Below are 26,734 nucleotides of genomic sequence, written 5' to 3' on the forward strand. Positions count from 1 at the left end.
TTACGATTTGGTTAAATTTAAAGTCGCCAGCCGGGCATATATTTCCAGTATTCCGGCTTGCTGCAACAAATTTTTATCAGTTTCCTTTCCTAAAAGATTTCTTTCATCACGTTCCGTTTTCCAAACACGTTCTGCATCATTAATGAAGAATGCCAGACGTGATGCATTTTTTTCAACGGAATACAGCGCGAGGTAACCTCTAAGTAAAACAGCATTAAACCAGTAATGATCCGGCAGTTTTCCATTTTTATAAAATCGTTTTTCGGCAGCAGTGGCAATAAATTTTGCTTCTTTGAGGTATTTTTCATCCTTTGTGATTTTATATAGCAGCACATTCGATTCCAGCATCGTACCCGTATTGTAAGTGTAGGTAGCAGAATCTATTTTTAAAGATGAAACCTTTATGGCATCATAATAAATACCATCAGGCCCCCTCAAGGTTTTATTTGTCCAGTTATAGACCATTAACGCTGTATCCAAATACTTCTTTTCCTTGGTAGCCTGATATAACCCAAGCGAAACTAAGATATTAGGCCCATTAGAACAAGTGTTTTTGGAGGTTTTCTCATCTTCTTTCCAATATAAACCCCCACCGGTTTTTTCATCATATCCCGTTAAAAGCCAGGTATAAATTTCTTTTGCCCGGTTAAAGTAAACTTTGTTTTTGGTACGGCTGTAAGCATCGAGGTAAGCAATGGCAATCCATTGATTATCATCATAAAACCGACTGCTTTTTTCAATGTAGGACTGATAGGCTGGTGCAGGAGATGTTTTGGTATAATACTGATCAATCGCTTTCATCACTGGCTGCATCCCGCGATCATTTTTTAATACCTCTGTTTCATTTTTAGCCTGAATCAATGCACAAAGTGGCCATAAATAAGAATATGGTTTTTCGGTTTTTCCAATGTTTTCCAGGTATAGTCCCTTATCCTTCAAGTAAAAATAACGATCTATATTACCTTCGATAATCTTAATACGTTGTAAATATTCAAATCTACTAACTTGTGCAGGTGAATTGATCCAGCAGGAAATCAGTAGTAAAAAGCCGGTTAATACTTTAATGATGTGTTGCATTTAAAATTATCAAATGTTAATCCCGCTTTATACCGATCATGGTTAGCCCTTAAGAAGATTCAGGTAATCGGCATTTGGTCAGAACTTAACAAATATTAGAATATTTTTTAAAAGATCAAAATTAAAAACATACATTTTGACATTCCTAAATCGATTTTATGAATCATTATGGGTAATTGATCTGAAATAGCAATATATCATCAATCAATATAAATAAAGCTGCATTTATCGGTTAAATCACCGCCACAGAAATATAAAAAGAGCAACAAGATCACCAGATAAAAAGAAACATGCATTGCTTAAATCAATGCTTCATTTAAGCGGAATCATTCAGCATGCTTTTTTATCTGGATTTTATATCTTTAAATAGATTATATAAATATGAATACAGATCATTTCCTGCCTTCAAACCGCATCTTATCTATTGATATCCTGAGAGGAATAGTAATGATTGTTATGGCACTTGACCATACACGTGATTTTTTTCACATATCGGCCGTAACAGGTAATCCGCTCGACCCGGCCACCACAACCGGGGTGCTGTTTTTCACCAGATGGATTACCCATTTCTGTGCACCAATATTTGTCTTTCTTTCAGGTTTATCAGCTTATTTATCTGCTCAAAATAAAACTCCGGCAATAGCAGGTAAATTTCTGATTAAGCGTGGGCTATGGCTTATCGCAGTTGAAATTGTGATTGTGTCATTAGGATTAACCTTTAATCCATTTTATCATTTTATCATTCTGCAGGTCATTTGGGCCATTGGCTGGAGCATGATTCTCCTGGGGCTGATAAGCAGATTATCATATAAAACGGTATTAATTATTGGGTTGATCCTGGTATTTGGGCATAATATCTTAAACCTGTTGCCAGTACCTCAAAATCCTACCTGGGCAATGATATTAAAAGTATTATTTACCGCATTTGGAACAGTGCTACCCATATCTGACCATCATTTAGTTGGAGTATTTTATGCCATTCTACCCTGGACGGGCATCATGTTTATCGGTTATGCCATAGGCAGCTGGTACAAAAAAGGATATGATGGCGCGCGGCGCAAAAGAAATTTAATCCTCACAGGTTGTTTAACTACCCTACTATTTTTGGCTTTAAGATGGATTAACTTTTATGGCGATCCCGCTCCTAGAAAAGAATATCTTGATCTTTTCCGTAACATGCTTTCTTTTTTAAATGTAAGTAAGTACCCACCTTCCTTGCAATATATCTGCATGACTTTAGGTCCCGCGATGCTGTTTTTGGCTTTCTCAGAACGTTTAAAAAATATCGGAAGCCGGATTTTTGCTATTTATGGTTCAGTCCCCTTCTTCTATTATATATTGCACTTTTACCTGTTGCATACTTTTCTGGTTATCGCTTTTTTTGCAACAGGCTTCACAGGGAAAGATATTGTTCAGATTCCATTTTATTTCAGACCGGTTAATTTCGGCTTTAATTTAATAGTGGTTTATCTGATCTGGTTTTCAGTTGCAGCGTTACTCTATCTTCCCTGCAAATGGTTTAAAAGATATAAACAAACGCACAGGCAATGGTGGCTGAGGTACATTTAAGTTGATGCCGCAACATATAATCAACAAATTGAAGAACAAAAAAACCGCTGGCAAAACCAGCGGTTTCATATCATAAACCTAAACAATTAAATATTATTTTTTAGGTTTGGCACTCATGTAGAAAGTCAGCTTTCCGCCAGCTGTAATATCAGTATGTTTAATGTTATGATTTGTAATCTCTTTACCATTCAGCATCACTTTTTGAACATATACATTTTTATCACTTTGGCTTAAAGCCTCTACCGTAAATGTTTTATTATTTTCTAATTTAATTACTGCTTTGTTCACCAGCGGGCTACCCAGCGCATACACATCTGATCCCGGAGCTACCGGGTAAAAACCCATAGCCGAAAACATATACCAGGCACTCATTTGTCCGCAATCATCATTTCCACCTAAGCCATCGGCAGTAGGTTTGTATTGCATGTTTAAGATGTGGCGGATTTGTGCCTGGCCTTTATAGACCTCATCCGTCCAGTTGTACAGATAAGCTACATGGTGAGCGGGTTCATTTCCATGTACATAACCGCCGATGATACCTTCACGGGTAATGTCTTCAGTGTGGGCAAAAAATTCGTCCGGCAGGTGCATGCTGAAAAGAGAATCCAGGCGTGCGGCAAATTTCTTTTTACCCCCCATAACCTCAATCAGGGAAGTGGGATTATGAGGCACAAAAAAACTGTAATTCCAGCTGTTACCTTCAATAAAACCTTGCCCCTCGGTATCCTTTGGATCAAATTTTTGCTTAAAAGTTCCGTCAGCCAATTTAGGGCGCATAAAGCCAGATGCCTGATCATAATTGTTTCTCCAGTTTTCTGAACGCTTAATAAACTCATTATAAACATCCGTACGATTTAATTTCTTAGCCAATTGTGCTATCGCCCAATCATCGTAGGCATATTCTAAAGTATTGGAAACAGATACACCACTTTTTTCGGCCGGGATATAGCCCTTATCCATATAATAACCTATTCCTTCGTAATCCCGATGTTTTGCGGTTACTACACAAGCATCAAGTGCCTGATTTGGATCTCCGTTGTAAGTGCCTTTAATAATAGCATCTGCAATTACTGAAACACTATGATATCCGCTCATACACCAGTTATCATTGGCGTAGTGTGACCAGATGGGCAACATGTGTAAACTGCTCTGATCATAATGGGCCAGCATCGATTTGACCATGTCATTGCTGCGACTGGGCTGCACCAGGTTGAAAAAGGGATGCAATGCCCGGTAAGTATCCCATAATGAAAATGTAGTGTAATTGGTAAAGCCTTCAGCTTTATGAACACCCTGATCCAAACCCTTATATTCGCCGTTTACATCAGTATAGGTAGTTGGATTTATGAAGGCATGATATAAAGCCGTATAAAAGTTAATTTTATTGGCGTTTGAAGTGGTTACCTGAATTTTATTCAGCTCTTTATTCCAGGTGGCTTGTGCTAGTGATTTTACCTTTTCAAAATCCCACCCTGAAATTTCAGTTCGCATATTTTGCAAGGCATTTTCCTGACTTACCGGAGATAGCGCAAACTTAATTTTCACCTGCTCTCCTTCTTTTGTATCAAAATCAAAGTACATTTTAATTTTTTTACCCGCTATTTCAGGGAAATTCTGCTCCTGGTTGAATTTACCCCAGAAACCCCGATAGGCCTGTTTAGCATCATAGCTCTTTCTTCCGTAACTTTTAAAGGGTTTAGAAAAACTCATGGCAAAATAAACTGTCCGGGTACGTGCCCAGCCATTTGTTTGGCGATAACCTGTAATTAGTGTATCATTAACTACCCGAACGTAAGTCCAGACTGTCTTATCTTCGTAATTATAGATTCCCGCCATTAGATCCAGAATAATATGCGATTGATCTGATTTTGGGAAGGTATACCGGTGCATGCCTACCCGGTTGGTTGCCGTTAATTCTGCAGTAATGTGATGATCATCCAGCTTTACCTTATAATAACCGGCTTCAGCAGTTTCATTAGCATGAGCATAGGCAGAACGATAACCACTTTTGGGTTGATCTGCCGTACCCGGATTTAACTGCAGTTTACCTTGCGTAGGCATAATTAAGAAATCACCCAGATCTGAATGCCCTGTGCCACTAAAATGCGTATGACTAAAACCCACTATGGTTTTATCCTCATACTTATAACCTCCACAATACTTGTATACATCACCATTATACTTTCCATTCACTTCATAAGATAAAGTATCGGTTTCAGGGCTTAACTGTACCGCTCCAAAGGGTACTGTTGCCCCCGGATAAGTATGTCCCATTTTAGAGGTACCAATAATGGGGTTCACATATTGCACTAAATTCTGTTGTGCGGTGGCTAAAAATGCCGATAAAAGCAAACAAGGGAGGATAATTTTTTTGATCATGGATGTATTAAATTGAACAATTTCAACGAAAATTCTAAGGTATAAATTAAAATTGGAATCTACTTAAACATAAAACTAAAACGTTTAACTTAATTTTATATCTCTAGATTTCATCCATCTAAACCTATATTCACAAAATCTATTTGATGTTTGATGTAGCATACACCTTACGCTGGCCTGCTTCTCCTTCAGCGGCTTTTTACAACGAACTGACTTGCTTTAAAAAATTTCAGGTAAATAAACCTTATTTTTGCAGGCAATAATTTAGAAATGAGTAAACACGGTAGAATTCTGGTGGCCATGAGTGGCGGGGTTGATAGTTCGGTAGCAGCGGTAATGTTGCATGAGCAGGGTTATGAGGTAATCGGACTGACCATGAAGACCTGGGATTATGCCAGTTCAGGGGGCAGCAGTAAGGAAACCGGATGTTGTTCACTGGACAGTATAAATGATGCCAGAACGCTTGCGGTTAACTATGGTTTTCCGCATTATATTCTGGATATTCGCGATGAGTTTGGCGATTATGTAATCGATAATTTCGTAGATGAATACCTTGCCGGAAGAACGCCTAACCCTTGTGTGTTATGCAATACCCACATTAAATGGGAAGCATTATTAAAACGTGCCAATAAACTGGATTGCGAATTTATCGCCACCGGTCACTATGCTAATATTCGTCAGCAAGACAGCGGAAGATATGTAATTTCTAAAGGTAAAGACGAAAATAAAGACCAGTCTTATGTGCTTTGGGGTGTATCGCAGGAAAACCTCTCACGCACCAAGTTTCCTTTAGGAAGTTTTGCCAAATCAGAAATCAGGCAAATGGCATTGGATATGGGGCAGGAAGAACTGGCTAAAAAATCAGAAAGCTATGAAATTTGTTTCGTTCCTGATAATGACTACCGTGCGTTTTTAAAACACAAGGTAGAAGATCTGGAAGATCGTGTAGCTGGAGGAAATTTCATTTTAAGCAACGGAATGGTGGTTGGACAACATAAAGGTTATCCGTTTTATACCATTGGCCAACGTAAAGGTTTGGGCGTAGCATTTGGTGAACCTATGTTTGTAACACAGATATTACCAGAAAGTAATACTGTAGTTTTAGGCCGGGCTGACGAACTGGAACGTAAGGAGGCCATGGTGCGCAATCTTAACCTGATTAAATATGCCAGCATAGAAGAGCCCATGGATAATGTTATCACCAAAATCCGTTATAAGGATGCGGGTATGCTAAGTACTATTGTTCAGGAGAAGGATAAAATGCGTGTTGTCTTTGATCATAACGTTTCGGCCATTGCACCAGGCCAGTCTGCCGTATTTTATGAAGGAAATGATTTGCTAGGCGGTGGTTTTTTAATTTAATTTTTACCTATCAAGATACGGATCCCGGCTGGCCACAGTCGGGATTTTTTTTTGTATTAAATCTTAATTCCAATTTACAACCAAACAAAAAGTAGGTAATTCGCTTTGTTAAGGTAAACTTTATTAAATCATACTACCTTAAGCATGAATCACATCAAAAGACCATTTCAGCCGATAGAAAACTATGGCATTATCGGAAATTTAAAAACGGTGGCACTGGTTTCACTAAATGGTTCAATTGATTTCATGTGTGCGCCAAAATTTGATTCGCCTTCTGTATTTGCAACCATGCTCGACAGGCAGAAAGGTGGCTATTGTGCCATAGAACCTGAACTGGAAAATTTCACAACCAAACAGCTTTACTTTCCTGGTACGGCCATTTTACTCACCAGGTTTTTTTCGGATACCGGAATTGCAGAACTGACTGATTTCATGCCCATATCAGAAGGTAAACACTTATCAACAAGTGCCATTGTCAGAAAAATTAAAACCATCAGGGGCTGTATTAATTTTAAGTTCAGTTGCGTACCCCGGTTTGGTTATGCACAAAGCGAGTATAAGGCTAATAGTCATGAAAATCACCTCATTTTTGATTGCCCTGATGAAGAATTAAAAATTAAAGTTTCTGCAGATGTACCGCTGATACTGAGAAAGGCAAATGGCTATGCCGAGTTTACACTCCAGGAGTCTGAAACGGCAACGATTGTACTCGAATTTTTAAAACCGGAAGAGGCAGGTGAGCAACTCGCCTACTATGCTGATCACGCTTACCATGAAACCAAAGATTTTTGGGTAAAGTGGATTAGCAAAACGAGTTATAAAGGGCATTATGGTGAATTGATTAAACGATCTGCCATTACACTGAAATTGCTCACTTCTGCAGAATTCGGTTCTGTGGTGGCCGCACCAACTTTTGGACTGCCAGAAATACTGGGAGGTGATAGAAACTGGGATTACCGCTTCACCTGGATCCGTGATGCAGCCTTTACCATGTATGCTTTCCTGGCCCTTGGTTTTAATGAAGAAGCCACTGCATTTATGGACTGGATTTTTAACCTTTGCCAGAAAATTGACCTGCAACTCATCTATCAGATAGACGGCAACCCAAAAATCGAAGAAAGAGAACTGGAACATTTTGAAGGTTACCGTAAATCAAAACCGGTACGCATTGGCAATGCTGCAGCAAACCAGGTTCAGATTGACATTTATGGTGAACTGATTGACACCATTTATATCTATAATAAGTCATACAAACCGATTACCTATCAATTCTGGATGCTCATTGAGAAACAGATTGAACAGGTAATCAAAAACTGGAAAAAGCCAGATCATGGTATCTGGGAAATCAGGACCGCAGAAAAAGAATTTTTACATACCCGCCTGATGTGCTGGGTAGCCATGGACCGTGCCATTAAAATTGCGGAGCATCGTTCTTTTCCTTATCCCGAAGCGGAATGGCATAAAATCAGAAGTGAAATCTACCAGGATATTTACCATAATTTCTGGAATGAAAAACTGGGTTCATGGGTTCAATATAAAGGCGCAGAGCAGGTTGATGCCAGTGTATTGTTAATGCCGCTGACGCATTTTATTTCGCCAATAGAACCTAGGTGGCTTTCAACCATAAAAGTGATTGAAAAGGAATTGCTTTTAGATGTACTGGTTTACCGTTACAAAAATGGCGAAGAAAATTTTGATGGCCTGGAAGGCGAAGAAGGCACATTTAACATGTGTTCTTTCTGGTTTATCGAATCTCTTGCAAAAAGTGGCGAACTGGATAAAGCCGTGGAATATTTCGAGAAGATGATCAGCTATTCTAATCACCTTCTCTTATTTAGTGAAGAACTGGGTAAAAAGGGCGAACACTTAGGTAATTTCCCTCAGGCCTTTACACATCTAGCCCTTATCAGTGCCGCTATTGAATTGAACAAACAGCTGAACAGAGAAAGCGAAAAAGACTAAGGTTCAAATATTTATTGTTCCTCATAATGATAAGTTAAACCACCGTCTACATAATAGGTTGATCCTGTTACGTAGGCGGCCTCGTCTGATGCCAGAAAAGCCACAACCGCTGCCACATCATCTACTGTACCCATCCTTTTCATTGGAATATTTCCGATTACTTTTTCCAACTGCTCTTTATCATTTAAAAGATCCTGATTAATGGGGGTAGATATGGCACCTGGCGCCACATTGTTCACCCTGATATTAAATGGAGCCAGTTCAGTCGCCAGATTGCGGCTTAGCATCTTTAATCCGCCTTTACTGGCACAGTAAGCTGCAAAATGCGGGAAAACTATTTCTTCGTGCACCGAACTCATATTAACAATAGTACCAGGTCTTTTTTCCTTCCTGCAATAATTAACAAAAGCCTGCATGCCAAAAAATACCCCTTTTAAATTGGTATCCATCACCAGGTCATAATCTTCTTCCGTTACGTCCCAAAAATCTGCTTTTGTTTCTAAACCTGCATTATTCACCAGAATATCCAGTGCACCAAAAACATCAATGGCATCATGAACAAGCTTAATTACATCTTTAGTATTGCTCACATCAGCAGCTAAAAATTCTGCTCTTCCGCCCATTGCTTTAATCTCGGCAATTAGCTCCTCTCCACGTTCGTCGAATTTTCTACCATTTAAAATGATGTCGGCTCCTTCTTTGGCTAAACGCAATGCACAGGCTTCACCTATCCCCTGACTACTACCGGTAATTAATGCGATTTTATTTTTAAAACGTTTCATGAAAAGTATTTTTTTAATGATATGTAAACTACTTGTGGTAAACTATTTCATCGATTCGATGGTCCATTTTATGATCTTCAGGCAGGTTTTTCAGGTAAAACTCTTCATAGTAAGCTTTAACAATAGCCGCCATGGGCGTAGCCAGAAGTGCTCCGGTTAAACCAAAAGCCGCACCCATGGCTAATAACATAACCAGTGATGATACCGGGTGGATGTTCATGGTTGATGAACGCAGCTTAGGCATCAAAAAATCGGATACCAGCTCATTGAGTAAAAGAAAAAATAAAAGGCACCAGAATGCCGTTAACGGACTAATGGAAAGCGCAACCAATGTTGGCGGGATGGCCATAATATAAAATCCCAGTTTGGGAATCAATTCGGAAAAGAACGCCAGCGCAGCCCAAACCAATGCACCCGGCACACTTACAATACTGAGAAACGCATATACCAAAACAGATTGTATGGCACCTCCGATTAAATTGGATTTCATCCAGCCCACCAGCATGGTAGTGGTATGTTGCAGGGCATTTTTTGCGCTGTCTCTTTTACGTGGCTGAAAGAGCGACAAATACAATTCAACAATTGGTTTAGGATGACTTACATAAAAGACCACTAAACAAACAAATACGATAAACAAAAATACACCACCGATGATGCCGAAAGAAAAATTACCCAGACCAACAATGGTCTTTCCTACCGACGGGATGGCTGAACCGATGGAAACACCGCTATCCTGGATTTCACGGTTGAACTCAGGATAATTCTTCAATACCGATGCGATATGATGGGATGCAGAAGTATAATAACCGGGTAAATTGCTGATTAAAACATCCAGCTGGTTGGTAATATGCGGGACAATTAACCAGCCTAGCCCAATACTTACCCCGAAAATAACCACAAAAATAATCAGGCTGGCCAGCCATCTTTTCATTCCTTTTTTTTCAAATTTACTCACCGGTGCACTGATGATAATTCCCAGTACCAGCGCAAAAATGACCAGCAATACGATAGAAATAATCTTAAAGGTAAAGAATAGCAGTAAAGTTAATCCAGTAATGTATAAGATGGTTGATTTTATTGTTTGGAAAAGGTTATGATTAGATACATTCATCTGGCTGGTATTTTTTTAATTGTTTGCAGTTATTCAAGATCGGCAATTGAAATGGCATTAAACCAAAACTATTTTTTCTATCGTATGATCATCCTCACAGCGGATAAAAAGAACCCTGGGTTGATTTAAATTTCTGAAGCGACTTTTCAGCTTGGCAATAAAGCTTTTTGAGTTAGTTTCCTTCACCAAAGTAATGGCAATCGCATCAGAATTACCTCTTACCGCTATAATTTCTGTGGAATAAATCTCTTTAAGCTCACGAGTAAAATCCATACAAAAGAAACCAACATTTTAAATTAAAGTTTGATTCCAGGTATTAATTTTATAAAAGCAAAAAAAATCCTGAAAAAATGACAGGATTTTTTTCAGGAGAATTATACTTGTAAAGTATGGTGAATAGTTGCTAACCTAAATTAACTTACATAACCATTTAATACCGCATAGCGGATTAATGCAGCTGAATTTTTAGCCCCTGTTCGGTCAATTAAAGCCTGCCTGATGCCTTCAACCGTTCTTCTGCTTAAAAATACTTGTTCAGCGATTTCCTGATTCGTCATTCCATTGGCAATTAAAGCTAAAACCAATTGCTCCCGCTCCGACAGTGCAAGTCTGGGCATACCTTTTTCAGGCATATTGGTAAGTTGGTGATTGAAACGTTCCAGTACACCAATACTTAGTTCGGAGGATAAATAACGTTTTCCATTCATCACCTGGCGTAAAGCAAATAGCAATTCTGTTTCATCCACATCTTTGGAGAGGTAGGCTCGGGCACCTGCGACAAAAGATTTTGCCGCATATTTTTCATCTTCAAGGATAGAAAGCATTACTACCTGAATCTGTGTATTGATGAGATAAATTTCTGAGATCATTTGAATCCCATCCATATCAGGCATTGATACGTCTGTCAGTACGATATCAGCCTTTGTTCCATTTTTTAAAAGTTCTAAAAGTGCATGTGCGCCATCTACTGCAGCCACAACCTCTAAATCAGTATGTTGCTTTAACAACGCCTGTAAAGATCTGCGAACAATCTGATGGTCTTCTACTAAGATAATTCTGATCATATAATTTATTTAAAATAGCCTGGTCATTTACCAGACCGATAACATTTACCTAAATGTTATTTTGGAAGCATGATATAAAAGGTTGTTCCTTTATTTATTTCGGTATCAAACCAGATTTTCCCACCATGTAAATCAACAATAGCTTTAATGATCCCCATACCTAGTCCGTGCGATTCTTCTCCACTTAAACCACGTTTAAGGCCCTGTTCTCTCCTGTCAAAAAGCGTTGACCTCAGCTCAACAGGAATACCACATCCATTATCCGCAACAGATATCAGTACGGTCTCCTCCATTTCCTGTGCGGTAAGGGTAATTTCGCCCTGATCTGCCGTAAACTTAATGGCATTGGAAATCAGGTTATTTAACACCTGAAGAAATTTCATGCTGTCCATGCGGATGTAAATGCGGTCGGCCTTACAGTTAAATGAAAAGTTCTTTTTTTCTTTCAATCTTGATCGCCTGTAAAAACGAATCAGATCCCGGAATTCCCATACCAGGTCAGTCCGCTCTTTTTTAATTTCTACCTCTGATGATTTCAGGAATTCTTTATTGATCAGGCTTCTGACCATCTTCATATTCCTTTCACACATTTCAATAATAAAGGATAAGCCCTCCGATAAATATGTTTCATCTTTATCTTCAATGCCATTAACCATTGAAGAAGCGGCAAGTTTCATCATCCCAAAGGGCTCCTTCAGATCGTGAGAAAGCACTTCAAGCGCAATATTTTTGCGGTTATTGATCATTTCAATAAGGATTTTATTTTGTCTGTCGACAGTAATATCTTCCACTATGCCGCATAAGGTTGTATGTTGAACACCGCTTATCTGGCTAATGCTCATTTTTAAGTACTTTACATCTTCATTTTCCAGCATCAGCCGGAATTCATACTTTCTGAAAATAGATTTAGCCGAAATTTCCTGAAAACAGTAGCCAACCAGAACCTGATCATCGGGATGTACCCGATCAAATAAGACAGTTGGTGATTTTGATATATCTTCAGGCTTTAAACCCCATATGGATGCCAGTGCTGTGTTGAAGTATAAAAATGTACAATCAATAATATCATAAACAAAATATCCATCAGTGGATTTTTCTCCCAGTTGATAAAAAAGATCTTGTTGCATTACATTACTATTTTGTTGATAAATCATAAGCTATTGATTAAGTAGACAGGCATAACCCAAACAATAGGTTTGACAAAATGTTTACCAAAGCAGGTCAGATATCCAGGCTTTTCTGTAATAATTTTTCAACCATGCTTTCCAGGTAGGAAATATCAAAAGGTTTTGTGATCAGAAGATCATGTCCGCAGTCTAGACTTTCTTCATTTATAATTGCTGCTGACAGCAGGATTATGGGAACGTTAGACAGTGCCGGCATTTGCTTAAGTTTCCGGCAGATCACTCTCCCATCCTCAGCTCCCAGCATAATGTCGAGCATGATGAGGTCTGGTTTGAACTTCTCAAGTAAATTTTCGATATCGCTGATATCAGCAATGGTTTCAATTTTATAATTTTCCTGATCAAAAATAAATGGAATCATCTCACGGATGTTTTCATCATCATCAATAAGCAATAATTGTTTCCAGAGTCGCATAATTCAAAAGCTCAAATCTATATATAAATCAGAATTGGCGTACAAGTATATCTACGTGAATTTACCGCAACTATCATCATTACATTTCATTAGGAGCAGTTGTTAAACAGAAATTTAGATTCAATATGTAGGTATCAGGTCTGTATATGAAATTTTATCGCTTCAATTCTATAAAACAGTGCCTTTAAATACTTAGTCAGGATTAAGCACTAATAATGATTTGGGCCAAATAAAGCTGCAAGTTTTTGATTTTCAGACAATAGCCAATATCAGTAAAATCATTTTGAAAATGTTCAAAAATAAAATTCAATTATATAAGATAAGCCCATTACATTTGCCGGAATGTTGTCACAATACCAAATCTTATATTTTTTTGAAGGCGAAGGATTAGTTATCATGGAACTTAAACGACTGGATATGCACGAGGGTGCAGATTTAGCTGAAATTTTCCATTGGCTTTATCTCGAAAAACAATCTCAGTCGTTAATTAAGTTATGGTTCAGGTCTATGGATTCATCAGCAGACATTGAGGAAAGATTTTTTGAGCAGGGCTATTTGAAATTCAATGCCAGGGAAGCTACCTTTATTGAAAAATATAATTCAGCGCAGCATAAATTGATCAATAACCCCGTTGACGCAGTAAGAGAAGAAATTCACATCATTATCAAAAATTACCTGAAGCAACCTTAATATTATTTTTTTTTCTTTTGGGGTTCACTTTTTAAGTCAAACCAGCCCTTCACCCATTTCTTCCGCCCATATCAAACAAATAACAACTTTATTTCCAGACATTTTTGGTTTTTAAGTGATAATTTCTTATATTGACGACATTAATCACCCTTAAATCAGATTGTTATGAAAAATATAGCCATTTTCATTCTTGCTTGTCTGATATCTACAGGCTCAGTCTTTTTTTCTAAAACAATAGCTGCGCCCGAGTTGGGAATATCTACTATATTACTGGTATGGGGTATGGCGAGCTGGTATTTTATCAACCGCCAAAATTCAACTATTGAAGATGAATGATACGTTGAAATTTATCCACTCAAACTCCGTTATTTCTCACCACTGCCACGGTAACCATTAACTGTCCTAAATGGCGCATGGTATGTTCAGCGGCATGAAAGAGTAATCCAATAACAGTAGAAGGTAAACCTGCTCTACCAACTCCCCTATATGCAGTTAAAGTTGATTCCGCTGTTTCTGTCAATTGTTTCAATGCCTGATTCACCTGAAGATTAAAACGCTCCACCAACATCAGCGTAGAAAGTTTCCCTGTGCTGTCATGCCCTTCTGCATTTAAATGCCGGAACTGTTCATCAGAAAGACTTTCTGCCCTGGCATAGGTAAATACCCGATCCAGCACGCCGCTTAAGTGTTGCAAATGAAATCCGGCTGAAGCCATTCCCGCAGGACGAACCCAGAGAAGCTCATCCGGAAATTGATTCAGATATTCGTTTAGTTCTTCCCTGGCCTGCAGCAAAGCATGGGCTACAGGCTGTAGTAACGGAGGAATTTCTGGTATTGGTCCTCTTTGCCAAACTTCTGTTTTCTGTGTCATATTAATGCTTTTGCATTTAAAGTTAAGCTTAATTTATAATTCAGGTTAAAAGCCGTAGAATAATCTTAAAACTTTAATGGTTTTCAGCCGTTTAATGGTGCAGATATTCATTGGCAACTAAAAACTTTTGCAGCACAAGTCTTTTTGCACAGAAGAATGACCAGTGTGTTGATATAATTTTTATAATTTTAAAGCCTAATACCATAAAGCCACATGTCCTTCCGTTCACTTTCAGTCAATCACTTTTCTCAATATCAGGAAACACTTTCAGCACTACCTGATGCAAAGGAACGCTATTCTTTCATTAAAGAACTTTATCAGCGTTTAACCATAAATGAAGAAGAGTTGGAAGCACTGCAATTTGAGGCCGCACTTACCGAAATTCAGGAGCAACATGATCTTCAGAAAGATGCTTTTAGAAATGACCACCAGGTATTGAAAAGCATTAGGAAAGCTATTGACGACCGGATTTTAGCCGTAGAACAAAAGCTCTATCTTGGCCTGCCGGATGACCTGGCTGAAATGGATCGTTTAATAGCAGAGCAGGAAGCTATTGTTGCAGACCAGGAACAGCTCAATGAAAATGAACTTGCACTTTTAGAAAAGATGAGTCAGAGCGATATCAGCTATGGAAAAAAACTGGCCGCTCTTGATCAGTCCAAAACCAATCGCGAAGTGCCCTTAAAATCAAAACTCGAAAGGCAACTTGCACAAGTAGCAGAAGCAGAGAAACAAACTGCATTTCGTACCGGTATAATTTCAATGGTAATAATTTTGCTGATTCCGATTATCCTTGATTACTTTGCCTATCTGCTTGGATTAAACGGAAAAACCGATACCAGACTCATCTTTACGCACTATGTCTTCCTCATTTCTTTAATCCTTATTGAATTCTTTTATGCACAACGCATTAAGATCCTGGTTGCTGCATTTCTTGCTAAAAAACAAGGTGATTTATTTTTAAATGAGATTTCAGCTTCGCTGGAAAGTATTGAAAAGAGCAAACGAAAACTGACTATTAACCGCAATTAAATCACAACCGGCAATCATTCATGAATATGCCTTCTGGTCTGAAGCGAAAATAAAACCTCAACTGCTCTAAGGCACTACGGTATAAAACAGATAGGAAGCAAATATTACAAGCAATACCACTCCCTGCTGTACGTTTGTTTTACCGGTAGCCAACGAGAACATAATGGTAATCATAGATAGCAGCAGCAATACAGTAGAACTCATATCAATACCTAAAGTAATCGGCATCCCAAAAGCAATAGACACTGCTGCAACAGCCGGAATGGTTAAACCGATGCTGGCCAAAGCAGATCCAAGTGCAAGGTTCAGGCTGGTTTGAAGCCTGTCTGCTTTTACAGCTCGGTAAGCGGCCAGGCCTTCAGGCAGTAAAACAATAGCCGCAATAATTACCCCTACAACAGACTGTGGTGCCCCCAAGGCCAATACCATCACTTCAATATCATTAGAAAGAAACTTGGCCAATAGCACTACCGTTACCAAACTAATAATTAATAAGGCTAGACTGCTAAAGGTGGTTGCAATATTTGGTGAATGTTCATGTTCTTCTTCAGAAGCCGGATCTTTTGGTAAAAAGTAATCTCTGTGACGTACCGTTTGCATAAAAATAAAACCACCATATAAAACCAGTGATACTATAGAAACAAATATTAACTGACTGGTGGTATATTCTCCAAGCGCACCGCTAATGGTATAATTTGGTAAAATAAGGGTAAGTACCAGGATGGATGCCAGCGTAATCAATGCTGCATTTACACCCTGTAGTTTATAGATCTGTTCTTTAAACTTAATTCCTCCGCGCAGCAAACAGATACCAACAATAGCGGTTAAAATAATCATGACGGCTGCAAAAACAGTATCCCTTGCCAGTGCTCGGGTGGCATCACCTCCGGCAAGCATTAAGGAAACGATCAGTCCAACTTCAATAGTAGTAATGGCCAGGGCAAGGATAATGGTTCCAAAAGGTTCACCAACCCGGTGTGCAATTACTTCCGCATGATGTACCGAAGCCAGAATACTTCCCACCAGCAAACCTGCCAGGATAATCCTGAACCAGCCACCTAGTTCAACTCCAGTTAAAAAATAAGATAAAATGCCTAGTATAGGTATAATGATAGTCCACTTGGGTAGATTTATATATTTCATAATTAAAATTGAGTTGCTTAACTAACAAAAAACTATATGTAGAGTTTTAATAAATCCGAATCAATAGGTATCAGCCGGCCCTGAAAACAATTGCATTTATTAGAAAACACTGGTATATTTATCAGATCAATCGAAATAATAAATTCAGAATATCACAAAAACTAATTTTTAAATTATGCTATTTTATGCGGTTCCTTTATATTTTCTGGTTTTCATTGGCTGGCTGATTTACGCCGGGTTGATCAAAAGAAACCTGAAGCAAAATTTACCTTTGGTATATTTTGGGGGTGTTTTCAGTGTAATCTGGGTGGTGATTACAATTATATCCTTTACATAATCAGTTCGGGCATTATGTATATCGCACAGTATTAATTGCAGGTACCCATTCCTTTTTGCCACAACGTTCGCAAATATGTGCTGTTGCTATTTTTACCACTTTGGCGCAATGTGTACAGGCATAATGGCCATCCTTAAAAATATTTTCAGTTTTTTGATGATAGGGTTTTGGGAAGATAGGCAAGCCGTAATCAATCTGTTCATCGGGATAAAACAAGAAGCTCACCTGCCCGTTGGTTTCCAGTACCGCTGCCCTGACCTGGCCAAGATGCTCAATATTCTGAACCCTCATTTCTGCAAAAAATTCATCTTTGGCAAAGTTGGCATCACCGTCTTTTTTCATGGTAAATAAGCCATCTTCCACAATATACATCGGGTCTCCTTCCAGGATCATTTCAATTTTCTGGCTTTTAGCCGTAAGATAAGTAATCAGCCTGTACAGCAGCAGAATAACGATAAAAACCAGCAAAGATGGTAAAATAGCAGATTCCGAACTAACCATAGGGTCGCCTGCAGCAGAACCCAGCGCAATAATGATGGCCACTTCAAAGATACTAAGCTGGCGAACGCCCTTTTTTCCTGATGACCTCAGAAACACCAATACAAAAGTAAACATGATTAATGTACGGATCCCAATTTCCAGTGCCAATGAAAAATCAAGGTCCCTTAACCAAAAATTCTTCCAATCAATTTCGAGCAAAATATTTATTCCCATTGGAATACAACAGCTTTTAGCAGGATTTGTTGCTGCTCTTCCTGAATGATGGGCAATATATCAGCTAAGTTGCTGATCCCAGCCAGTCTTGTTTTTTTGCCTGACCGTTGGTTTTGCCTGTACGGTAAAATCATCTGAGAAATCATGGTTAAAGACCTGAAACGTCACAGACCACTCATCTTTTAATAGTCCGGATACAAACTTTGAAAATATCCCTTCAAAGCTTCTAAAGCTGATATCTGCCTTACAAACCACCAAATATTCCCGGTCAGATTTGATAATTACTTTATGAATCAGATTTCCCCATCTGGAGGTTAAAGCCAAAGGCAGGTGATTGAAATTTTGCTGATCAATAAAAGCAGCTAATTCCCTTAAAAATGAAGGTGAAAAATCTGTTCCACTCACCTGACGCCATGTTCCTTCTGATTTTTCCATGCTGCCCAGCAACTCCCCATCCAGCAATAAACGCCATGGATCTTCAGGAGAAAACTGAATCATCTGATAAATGAGTATTTCATTATTGGCCTTTCTTGAAAAAAACTCCAGTTCAATCATAATTTAAATATCAATCCCAATAGTTTTCAAATATAACAATAAATACTAAAAATAATAGCAATCAGTTTCTGTAATTAATAAGCCAATCAAAAGCAGGCGATACGTTTTGATAGATAAGTTGTTTAATTTTAGCTAATTTGCTTTTAGGAGCTATTCTCATATATCTGTTACAATCATAATCTTGGCACAGCATTTGAAATTTAATTAAAACACACAAATTAAATTTAGATTATTATGAAAAAGCTATTCATCATCTCCGCGATTGCAGGAATTGTTGCTTTAACATCCGGTCAATCTAATGCTCAGGTAAGTTTAAATGTAAATATTGGCACACAACCTGCATGGGTTCCTGCTGGTTACCAAAATGTAAACTATTATTATTTACCGGAAGTAAACTCCTATTATTATGTACCACAACGGCAGTTTGTATACCTGAATGGAAACAGGTGGACCAGATCAAGAAGCTTGCCTGCCAGATACAGGGGTTATGATTTGCGCCAGGGAAGAAAGGTTGTGGTATATGGAAATCAGCCTTACCGAAGCTATTATACACACCGGGTGAAGTATGCAAACGGACCAAGAGTTTACCGATCAGCCTACGGAGGCGGTCCACGTTTAGATCATGCCGGACCAGGAAGAGGTCGACACCATTTTTTTAAGGGAGATAGAAGACACCATAATGGTCACGGACCTCACGGCGGGCCAAGAGGGCGACATGGAAGACATTAATTAATTCATTAAGGAAATAATTGGCCGGAAGAGATTATCTTTCGGCTTTTTGATATGCAGTAAAGTTTTTCATCTTCAATTCAGAATAGCAATCAATAATAAAGGCTGGAATTTCTCCCAGCCTTTATATTTTGCAAATGTTATTAATTAACCTACTAAAGTAATTAAGCTTTTGCAGGGCTATTTTCTTTACTGATTTTTAACTGTGCGTTAATGCGGTCTAAAACATCATAAATATCAAAAGGCTTACTGATGTAATCATTGGCAAAGGCTGCAATTGCTTTTTGTTCGCTGTTATTTTGTGCAGACATTACAATAATGGGAATGTGTTTGGTAAACATATCTGTTTTTAAATCTTCACATATCTCTGCACCATTTCCATCAGGCAACATCACATCCAGCAAAAACAAGTCTGGCATAGCATCCTGAATATTTTTTTTCAATTCTGCGAAAGAAGATGATAACTGCAATTCAAAGCCCTCTTCTTTTAAAAGAATTTCTATTACATTTCTGATTTCCTGATCGTCTTCTAAAATGTGTATTCGTTTAGTTTCCATATTCAAATTATATTGTTTTGGTTCTTGTATAAAATAAATTTATACGATAGTTACAGTAACACCTAAGCCTTCTAAATGTTTTACAATTTGTTCAGAAATTCCTTTATCGGTAATGATATGATCAATTTCTTCCAGCCCGCATATTTTCCCAAAGCCTCTTTTTCCAAATTTGGTAGAATCAGCAAGTACGATTGTTTTTTGAGCGGCATTAATCATTTTTCTGTTCAGGTGGGCTTCCATCGCATTGGTAGTGGTTAAACCGAAATCCAGGTCAATTCCGTCAACCCCTAAAAAAAGTTTGTTAAAATAAAAATCCTGCAGCACCTGTTCTGCATAGGCACCCATTACAGAAGAAGAACTTTTTCTTAAAATTCCGCCAAGCTGGATCACTTCTATATTGGGTTCGCGCATTAATTCCAAAGCAACATTAAGTGCTGATGTTACCACGGTTAAATGGGTTGATGGTGTAATGTTTTTAGCAAAATAATAAACCGTGGTGCCTGAAGCGATGACAATAGAATCATTTTCATTCAACAATGCAGCGGCGGCCATACCGATTTTATTTTTTTCTGTAGATTGGATTTTCTCTTTCTCATTTACCGGCCGATCAATGGTATAAGGATTATTAACAGTGGCACCACCATGGGTTCTGAAAAGTAAGCTCTTATCTTCCAGGAGTTTTAAGTCCTTTCTTATCGTCACAGAAGACACTTTCAACTCCTTACATAAATCCACAACATTGATATATTGATCCTTTTGTAAGCGACTTAAAATAAACTGGTGCCTCTCCGCCAAATTCATCATAAACTTTTTTAATTAAGTATTTCGCAAAATAGCAAATAAAAATCTCTATAAAATTGATTTGTGGAAATATTTAATATTTTTTTAATACAATTCGTATATGATTTCGAATTTGATTATCTATACTTGCGTATTGTTTCGTTTTAAAATTAGTGAAACCAAATGAAAACAGCATCGGATTATATTTTACCAGCCCACTCCGAATGGGACATCATCATCATAGGTGGTGGTGCCACTGGCTTGGGTACCGCACTGGATGCTGTTACCCGTGGCTTAAAAACATTGCTGGTAGAACAATCAGATTTTGCCAAAGGTACTTCGAGCCGTAGCACCAAACTGGTTCATGGAGGTGTTCGATACCTGGCACAAGGTGACATTGGTTTAGTGAAACGCGCATTAAAAGAACGTGGTTTATTACAGCAGAATGCCAGTCACCTGGTGCAGCATGAAGAATTTATTATTCCCTGCTACAGTTGGTTTTCGGTAATTAAATACTTGACGGGCTTAACCCTTTATGATTGGCTGGCTGGCAAATTTTCTTTTGGTAAATCCAGGTTCTTTTCAACAAAAGAAACCCTGCAACGAATGCCTGGGATTAGATCTAAAGGATTGAAAGGCAGTATCAGTTATTATGATGGTAAGTTTGATGATGCCCGTCTGGCGATTAACATTGCTCAAACTGCTGTAGAACAAGGTGCCACAATTTGTAATTATACCAAAGTAACCAACCTTATTAAAAATGAAAGTGGTGCAGTAACAGGTATTGAAATCCTGCACATACTTAATGGCAACACCGCAAAAGCAAAAGGAAAAGTAGTGATTAATGCCACAGGAGTATTTGTAGATGATATTCTGGCGATGAATGACCCAACATCTAAAAAATTGGTCAGGCCGAGTCAGGGTGTGCATATCGTGCTGCACAAAGCATTTCTCCAAAGCCATGCAGCCTTAATGATTCCAAAAACGTCAGATGGCAGGGTACTTTTTGCTGTGCCCTGGCATGATCACCTTTTGGTAGGCACAACCGATACACCTTTAAATGAACACGCTTTAGAACCCAGGGCTTTAAAAGAAGAAGTTGATTTTATTTTAAATACCGCCGGTGATTATTTCCAAAAAGTGCCAAATGAACAGGACATTTTAAGTGTGTTTTCAGGTTTACGTCCATTGGCCGCACCAGCCAGTGGCGATGAAAACAATACAAAAGAAATCAGCAGAGACCATAAACTTATTGTATCAGCCAAAGGCCTGATTACCATTACTGGCGGTAAATGGACAACTTATAGAAGCATGGCAGAGGAAACCGTTGATCTAGCCATCAGTCATGCACAACTCAAAGCAACCACCTGCAAAACCCAAAACCTGAATATTCATGGTTGCAGTGCATTTAATGGAAACCATTATCTTGATCTTTATGGATCAGACCGTGAAAAGATTGAAAAGCTTGCTGCTGAACTTCCTGAATTTAACCAAAAGCTTCACCCTGATTTTTCGGACAGCGAAATTCAGGTAATCTGGGCAGCCAGGTATGAAATGGCCAAAACAGTTGAAGATGTGCTGAGCAGAAGATTGCGCATCTTATTTATTGATGCCAGGGCAGCAAAAATGATGGCACCGAAAGTAGCAGCCATTCTTGCCGCTGAGTTCAGTCAGGATGAATCCTGGCAAATTGAACAGGTTAAAGCCTTTAACCTGCTGGCCGATGGCTATATTTATGGGCATCAAAACAGTGAACAACTTCCAAATTAAGTTAAACGTATCTAACCAAAACATAATGAGCAAGTATATCTTATCCCTTGATCAGGGAACCACAAGTTCAAGAGCGATTGTTTTTAACCACAATGGAGAAATCGTAGCCATTGCGCAGAAGGAATTTACACAGGTTTATCCGCAGGCCGGCTGGGTAGAGCACGATCCCTTGGAAATCTGGTCTACACAATTAACTGTTGCTACTGAAGCCATTATAAAGGCTGGATTATCAGTTTCAGATATTAATGCTATAGGTATTACCAATCAAAGAGAAACTACTGTGGTATGGGATAAGGAAACAGGACAGCCCGTGTACAATGCTATTGTTTGGCAAGACAGGCGAACTTCAGCATATTGTGATGAAATTAAGGAGCAGGAATTCTCCGGTAAAATACAACAGAAGACAGGTTTAGTGATTGATGCTTACTTTTCTGCTACCAAAGCCAAATGGATTCTGGATCATGTGGAGGGTGCGAGGGAAAAAGCAGATGCAGGTAAACTGGCCTTCGGAACTGTGGACACCTGGCTGATCTGGAAACTTACTGCCGGAAAAACCTTTGTTACTGATGTTACCAATGCTTCACGCACCATGTTGTATAACATTCATACGCTGAACTGGGATGATGAGCTTACGGATTTTTTTGGCATCCCGAAAAGTATGTTGCCTGAAGTCAAATCATCAAGTGAGGTATATGGCGAAACTGCCGGCAAAATCCTGGCGGCTAAAATACCTATTGCCGGAATTGCCGGAGATCAGCAATCTGCTCTTTTCGGGCAGATGTGTACGGAAGTCGGAATGGTTAAGAACACCTATGGTACGGGCTGTTTCATGTTAATGAACATTGGTGATACACCTAAAATATCTGCCAATAATTTACTAACTACTATCGCCTGGAAAATAAATGGCCAGGTAAATTATGCCTTGGAAGGAAGTATTTTTATAGGAGGTGCGGTGGTACAATGGTTAAGAGATGAGCTTGGACTGATTTCTAAATCAGCAGATATAGAAACGCTGGCCAAACAGGAAAAAGACACCAATGGAGTGTATATTGTTCCTGCTTTTGCCGGTTTAGGTGCACCACATTGGGATCAGCATGCCCGGGGAACCATTACCGGTTTAACGAGAGGTACCAACAAAGCACATATTGCCAGGGCGGCACTTGAAAGTATTGCTTACCAAACCATGGATGTGTTAAAAGCCATGGAGGCCGACGCCGGTATAGAAATCACTGAACTTCGCGTTGATGGCGGTGCAACCAGTAACGACCTGCTGATGCAGTTTCAGGCCGATTTATTAAAAAGTACAGTGGTCAGGCCTGAAATCACTGAAGTGACTGCCCTGGGGGCTGCCTACCTGGCCGGACTGGCAACAGGTTACTGGGATAGCATTGAACAAATCAGGTCGCAATGGAAGATCGATAAAACATTCAGGGCTCAAGAAGGAATAGATAATACATCACGAATTAAAGGTTGGAACAGAGCCATAAAAGCTGCCAGGATCGGTACCGCAGATTAAATCAACATATAAAATAAGATCAATCAATCAGCTTATGACAGAATTTGTCGCAGAATTAATTGGAACAGCCCTGCTTATTCTTTTAGGAAACGGCGTAGTGGCAAACGTAGTGCTTAATGGTACAAAAGGCCATAACAGTGGCTGGATGGTGATCACCACCGCATGGGCCCTGGCTGTTTTTGTAGGTGTGGTAATTGCTGCACCCTATAGTGGTGCGCACCTGAATCCTGCAGTGACTATTGCCCTGGCCATTGCCCAGAAATTTGATTGGATTAAAGTTCCTTATTATATCCTGGCTCAATTGTGCGGGGCGATGATCGGCTCATTCCTGGTGTGGATTATGTATAAAGATCATTTTGATGCGACTGCAGATCAAAGTTTAAAAGCAGCCCCATTCGCTACCTCACCAGCGATTAGAAATCTTACATCCAATCTCTTATCTGAAATTATTGGCACCTTTGTACTCATTTTTGTAATCTTCTATTTTACGAATGCTGAAATGGGAATTGACAAAACGCCTATCGGTTTAGGCTCATTAGGTGCTATACCAGTAGCCTTTTTAGTTTGGGTAATTGGTTTAGGACTTGGTGGCACAACTGGCTATGCCATTAATCCGGTCAGGGATCTAGGGCCCAGAATTATTCATGCACTCATTCCAATGAAGGGAAAAGGAAGCAGTGACTGGTCTTACGCCTGGGTGCCGATTCTTGGTCCGTTAATAGGTGCAACACTCGCTGCCTTGCTTTACATGGCCTTATTGAAGTAAGAGCGTTATTAAAGTGTTTATTGGCTGATCAAATTAATTAGGTTATCGATCAGCATAATCAAATTTTATTACCTTTGGTACAAGATGCAGTTTTCATTTAATTGCTTCGGCTAACCTAAATATCACCAGTTGCACAATTATTTCCTTTTTATAGATACAGAAACATCCGGACTGCCCAAAAACTGGCGGGCTCCCTATTCCAAGGAGAATAACTGGCCGCACATTCTGCAAATGGCATGGATTATTTTTGATCAGCATTTCGTTGAAATCAAACGTGCAAACCATTATATCGAAAACTCGGGCTTTATCATTGATAAATCCGCACAAAAAATTCATCACATTACAAATGATTTTTTAAAACTTCATGGCGAGCCGATTCAACCCATAATGCAATCTTTCTGTGCGGATATGAAAAAATTTAATCCTTTAGTTATCGGGCATTTCGTCGAACTGGATTTTCATATGGTTAATGTTGAACTCAATCGTTTAGGTATAGAAAGTATTTTTAGTCTGTCAACGTTCTATTGCACCATGAAAACAAGTGCTGATTATGTGACCAATACCGTGATCAGCCACCTTAAACTTGATAAATTCTATACCATTCTGTTTAATGAAGAGCCTGATGAAACACATAATGCGCTTACTGATGCTTTAAATACTTCAAAAATTTTCTTTCATTTGCTGAGAGATCAAAAAATAAGCATATCTTCCATTTACAATCAGGAACAAACCTTTATAAAAGTGTCGGTGGAAGAAGAACGCTCATTGTTTAGACGTATTTTACAAAAAATATTTCCATGGATAATAAGTTAGCAGATAAAATCTATACTTCAAGAATTGGTGATATTACGTTTAAGAAAATCGTGAGCTGTTCTCCGGATACGCCGGTTTTTGAAGCGGCGATTAAAATGGCTGAACACAAAACCAGTTGCCTGTTTATTGAAGATGGTTCAGGCCAGTTTAAAGGCTTTGTAACGGACATCATTCTTCGTGATGAAGTTATTGCCAAACGCATTGACCCCCAAATAGCCATCAGTAAAGTGATGGATCCAGATATAGTAACCATTACACCTCAGGCATTTGTATATGAAGCAATCCTGATGATGTTTGGGAAAAAATCAAGGTATCTATTGGTGAATGACAATGGCAATTATGTTGGTTTCCTGAGTCGTAACAGGCTTTTGAGCGAGCAGGCAGAATCGCCGCTGGTATTTATCCAATCAGTTAAATCAGCTGTAAATACTGCTGACTTAAAATCTAAATGGCAAAAAGTACCACATATTGTGGCGCAGCTTTTAGATAGAGGTGTTCATGCAAAAATCGTGAATGAAGTGGTTACCACCATTGCCGATACGATCTCGCTTAAAATAATAGAAGAGGTAATTGATAAACTCGGACAGCCCCCGGCAAAATTTGTGTTTATGGTTCTGGGCAGCGAGGGCCGAAAGGAACTGAGTTTAAAAACTGATCAGGACAATGCCATTCTGTACGAAGATACGCCAGAAGATCAAAGACCGGCAGTTCGCTCCTACTTTCTTGATTTTGCCACACAGGTGTCAGACAAATTGAACCATGTGGGCTTTGTTTACTGTGATGGCGATTATATGGCAACTAATCCAAACTGGACACATTCACTGGAACACTGGAAATACAATTACAAAAACTGGATTGAAGAAGCTCTTCCTGAAACCGCCGTTAAGTTTGCCGCTTTTTTTGACTGCAGGGCCATTTATGGTGATTTATCTTTAATGACCAGTCTGCGGTCTTTTGTAGATGAGGAACTTCAGAAACCTATAGAAAAATTTTATGTATATCTGGCCAAAAATGCATTATTATATGAGCCGCCGCTCACTTACTTTAGAAACATCCGGACACAAAAAATTGCCAAGCGTGAAGTTTTTGATATTAAAACCGCAATGACGCCAATTGTGGATCTGGCAAGGGTATATGCTTTACAAAACAGAATTTTCCAGAAAGAGAATACTGGCGAGCGTTTAAAAGCATTAAGAGAATTAACTGTTTTTAGTGAAAAGCAATACAGTGAGCTTTCGCATGCTTATTATTATTTGATGGCACTGCGCCTAAAACATCAGGCCAGTCTCATCATTAATGATCAGGCTATCCCAAATAATTTTATTGATATTGATTCACTGACAAAAATTGAAAAGGTAACTTTAATTGAAATCTTTAAAATTATTCAGGATTTCCAAAGCGGGATCAGAATGAAGTTTACGAATAGCTTAAGCTAAAGAGATTGGTTAATTGATCATTGATTGAGTGGTGCACGTATATTTAAAAGCTCAATTGAATCGAGGCCTATTCTATACAATAGTTATCTTCAGGTAATTTGATTTGATGCAAGGCGTTAC

At 38.8% G+C, this 26,734-nt stretch carries 25 protein-coding genes; 11 read left to right on the forward strand and 14 right to left on the reverse strand.

What is annotated here, in order from left to right:
* Positions 1-1,077 (reverse strand): glycoside hydrolase family 76 protein, encoded by a 1,077-nt coding sequence (locus CBW18_RS17695; RefSeq protein ID WP_088302696.1) that lies wholly within the window; start codon positions 1,075-1,077, stop codon positions 1-3.
* Positions 1,078-1,458: 381 nt separating this feature from the next.
* Here CBW18_RS17695 and CBW18_RS17700 point away from each other — a divergent pair, with 381 nt between their 5' ends.
* The gene (locus CBW18_RS17700; protein ID WP_172406568.1) at positions 1,459-2,646 is read left to right on the forward strand and encodes a DUF1624 domain-containing protein; all 1,188 of its coding nucleotides are present in this window, start codon (positions 1,459-1,461) and stop codon (positions 2,644-2,646) included.
* 93 nt (positions 2,647-2,739) lie between these two features.
* On the opposite strand, the gene CBW18_RS17705 is transcribed toward CBW18_RS17700, so the two are convergent.
* Positions 2,740-5,025, reverse strand: coding sequence for a GH92 family glycosyl hydrolase (locus CBW18_RS17705; RefSeq protein ID WP_088302698.1), 2,286 nt, complete (start codon positions 5,023-5,025; stop codon positions 2,740-2,742).
* Between the two features lie 270 nt (positions 5,026-5,295).
* Between CBW18_RS17705 and mnmA the strand changes: the two genes are divergently transcribed.
* Positions 5,296-6,387 (forward strand): tRNA 2-thiouridine(34) synthase MnmA, encoded by a 1,092-nt coding sequence (gene mnmA, locus CBW18_RS17710; protein WP_088302700.1) that lies wholly within the window; start codon positions 5,296-5,298, stop codon positions 6,385-6,387.
* Between the two features lie 144 nt (positions 6,388-6,531).
* Positions 6,532-8,349 carry a glycoside hydrolase family 15 protein gene (locus CBW18_RS17715; protein ID WP_088302702.1) on the forward strand — a complete coding sequence of 606 codons (1,818 nt, stop codon included), beginning with the start codon at positions 6,532-6,534 and terminating at the stop codon, positions 8,347-8,349.
* Positions 8,350-8,360: 11 nt separating this feature from the next.
* Here CBW18_RS17715 and CBW18_RS17720 read toward each other — a convergent pair whose 3' ends face one another.
* The 6 genes from CBW18_RS17720 to CBW18_RS17745 all read right to left on the reverse strand — a co-directional run bounded on the left by CBW18_RS17720 (position 8,361) and on the right by CBW18_RS17745 (position 12,905).
* Positions 8,361-9,131, reverse strand: a complete 771-nt coding sequence (locus CBW18_RS17720; RefSeq protein ID WP_088302704.1) for an SDR family NAD(P)-dependent oxidoreductase — start codon at positions 9,129-9,131, stop codon at positions 8,361-8,363.
* Between the two features lie 28 nt (positions 9,132-9,159).
* On the reverse strand, positions 9,160-10,242 hold the full coding sequence (locus CBW18_RS17725) for an AI-2E family transporter (RefSeq protein ID WP_088302706.1): 1,083 nt from the start codon (positions 10,240-10,242) through the stop codon (positions 9,160-9,162).
* Positions 10,243-10,299: 57 nt separating this feature from the next.
* Entirely contained in the window at positions 10,300-10,515 is a 216-nt protein-coding gene (locus CBW18_RS17730; protein WP_088302708.1) for a hypothetical protein, read from the reverse strand.
* Positions 10,516-10,655: 140 nt separating this feature from the next.
* On the reverse strand, positions 10,656-11,306 hold the full coding sequence (locus CBW18_RS17735; RefSeq protein ID WP_088302710.1) for a response regulator transcription factor: 651 nt from the start codon (positions 11,304-11,306) through the stop codon (positions 10,656-10,658).
* A gap of 56 nt (positions 11,307-11,362) precedes the next feature.
* Positions 11,363-12,433 (reverse strand): PAS domain-containing sensor histidine kinase, encoded by a 1,071-nt coding sequence (locus CBW18_RS17740; RefSeq protein WP_088302747.1) that lies wholly within the window; start codon positions 12,431-12,433, stop codon positions 11,363-11,365.
* A 94-nt stretch (positions 12,434-12,527) separates the two neighbouring features.
* Complete coding sequence (locus CBW18_RS17745; protein ID WP_088302712.1) at positions 12,528-12,905, reverse strand: response regulator transcription factor; 378 nt, start codon at positions 12,903-12,905, stop codon at positions 12,528-12,530.
* A 396-nt stretch (positions 12,906-13,301) separates the two neighbouring features.
* Here CBW18_RS17745 and CBW18_RS17750 point away from each other — a divergent pair, with 396 nt between their 5' ends.
* Positions 13,302-13,595, forward strand: coding sequence for a hypothetical protein (locus tag CBW18_RS17750; protein ID WP_140418710.1), 294 nt, complete (start codon positions 13,302-13,304; stop codon positions 13,593-13,595).
* A gap of 355 nt (positions 13,596-13,950) precedes the next feature.
* Here CBW18_RS17750 and CBW18_RS17755 read toward each other — a convergent pair whose 3' ends face one another.
* Positions 13,951-14,466 carry a DinB family protein gene (locus CBW18_RS17755; RefSeq protein WP_088302716.1) on the reverse strand — a complete coding sequence of 172 codons (516 nt, stop codon included), beginning with the start codon at positions 14,464-14,466 and terminating at the stop codon, positions 13,951-13,953.
* Between the two features lie 213 nt (positions 14,467-14,679).
* On the opposite strand from CBW18_RS17755, the gene CBW18_RS17760 reads away from it, so the two are divergent.
* A complete protein-coding gene (locus CBW18_RS17760) occupies positions 14,680-15,498 on the forward strand; it encodes a hypothetical protein (RefSeq protein ID WP_088302718.1) in 819 nt (272 codons plus the stop codon).
* A 66-nt stretch (positions 15,499-15,564) separates the two neighbouring features.
* Here the strand turns inward: CBW18_RS17760 and CBW18_RS17765 are convergent, their stop codons facing one another.
* The 3 genes from CBW18_RS17765 to CBW18_RS17775 all read right to left on the reverse strand — a co-directional run bounded on the left by CBW18_RS17765 (position 15,565) and on the right by CBW18_RS17775 (position 18,247).
* Positions 15,565-16,641, reverse strand: a complete 1,077-nt coding sequence (locus tag CBW18_RS17765; protein WP_088302720.1) for a calcium:proton antiporter — start codon at positions 16,639-16,641, stop codon at positions 15,565-15,567.
* Between the two features lie 349 nt (positions 16,642-16,990).
* Positions 16,991-17,692, reverse strand: a complete 702-nt coding sequence (locus tag CBW18_RS17770) for a DUF421 domain-containing protein (protein WP_172406569.1) — start codon at positions 17,690-17,692, stop codon at positions 16,991-16,993.
* A 60-nt stretch (positions 17,693-17,752) separates the two neighbouring features.
* Entirely contained in the window at positions 17,753-18,247 is a 495-nt protein-coding gene (locus tag CBW18_RS17775) for a hypothetical protein (protein ID WP_088302722.1), read from the reverse strand.
* 234 nt (positions 18,248-18,481) lie between these two features.
* Between CBW18_RS17775 and CBW18_RS17780 the strand changes: the two genes are divergently transcribed.
* A complete protein-coding gene (locus CBW18_RS17780; protein ID WP_088302724.1) occupies positions 18,482-18,976 on the forward strand; it encodes a hypothetical protein in 495 nt (164 codons plus the stop codon).
* Between the two features lie 164 nt (positions 18,977-19,140).
* Here CBW18_RS17780 and CBW18_RS17785 read toward each other — a convergent pair whose 3' ends face one another.
* The gene (locus CBW18_RS17785) at positions 19,141-19,533 is read right to left on the reverse strand and encodes a response regulator transcription factor (RefSeq protein WP_036677030.1); all 393 of its coding nucleotides are present in this window, start codon (positions 19,531-19,533) and stop codon (positions 19,141-19,143) included.
* Between the two features lie 39 nt (positions 19,534-19,572).
* The gene (locus tag CBW18_RS17790; RefSeq protein ID WP_088302726.1) at positions 19,573-20,337 is read right to left on the reverse strand and encodes a DeoR/GlpR family DNA-binding transcription regulator; all 765 of its coding nucleotides are present in this window, start codon (positions 20,335-20,337) and stop codon (positions 19,573-19,575) included.
* Between the two features lie 159 nt (positions 20,338-20,496).
* On the opposite strand from CBW18_RS17790, the gene CBW18_RS17795 reads away from it, so the two are divergent.
* From CBW18_RS17795 to CBW18_RS17815, 5 genes are all read left to right on the forward strand, one after another.
* A complete protein-coding gene (locus tag CBW18_RS17795) occupies positions 20,497-22,083 on the forward strand; it encodes a glycerol-3-phosphate dehydrogenase/oxidase (protein ID WP_088302727.1) in 1,587 nt (528 codons plus the stop codon).
* A 25-nt stretch (positions 22,084-22,108) separates the two neighbouring features.
* Positions 22,109-23,599 (forward strand): glycerol kinase GlpK, encoded by a 1,491-nt coding sequence (gene glpK, locus CBW18_RS17800; RefSeq protein WP_088302750.1) that lies wholly within the window; start codon positions 22,109-22,111, stop codon positions 23,597-23,599.
* Between the two features lie 34 nt (positions 23,600-23,633).
* On the forward strand, positions 23,634-24,365 hold the full coding sequence (locus CBW18_RS17805) for an MIP/aquaporin family protein (RefSeq protein WP_088302728.1): 732 nt from the start codon (positions 23,634-23,636) through the stop codon (positions 24,363-24,365).
* A gap of 129 nt (positions 24,366-24,494) precedes the next feature.
* Positions 24,495-25,178: a 3'-5' exonuclease gene (locus CBW18_RS17810; RefSeq protein WP_088302730.1), complete on the forward strand. Its 684-nt coding sequence runs from the start codon at positions 24,495-24,497 to the stop codon at positions 25,176-25,178.
* Positions 25,163-26,614 carry a DUF294 nucleotidyltransferase-like domain-containing protein gene (locus CBW18_RS17815; protein WP_088302731.1) on the forward strand — a complete coding sequence of 484 codons (1,452 nt, stop codon included), beginning with the start codon at positions 25,163-25,165 and terminating at the stop codon, positions 26,612-26,614. The genes CBW18_RS17810 and CBW18_RS17815 overlap by 16 nt, the downstream gene beginning before the upstream one ends.
* Positions 26,615-26,734: the final 120 nt, after the last annotated feature.

It is taken from the genome of Pedobacter sp. AJM (assembly GCF_002197755.1).
Classification (GTDB): domain Bacteria; phylum Bacteroidota; class Bacteroidia; order Sphingobacteriales; family Sphingobacteriaceae; genus Pedobacter.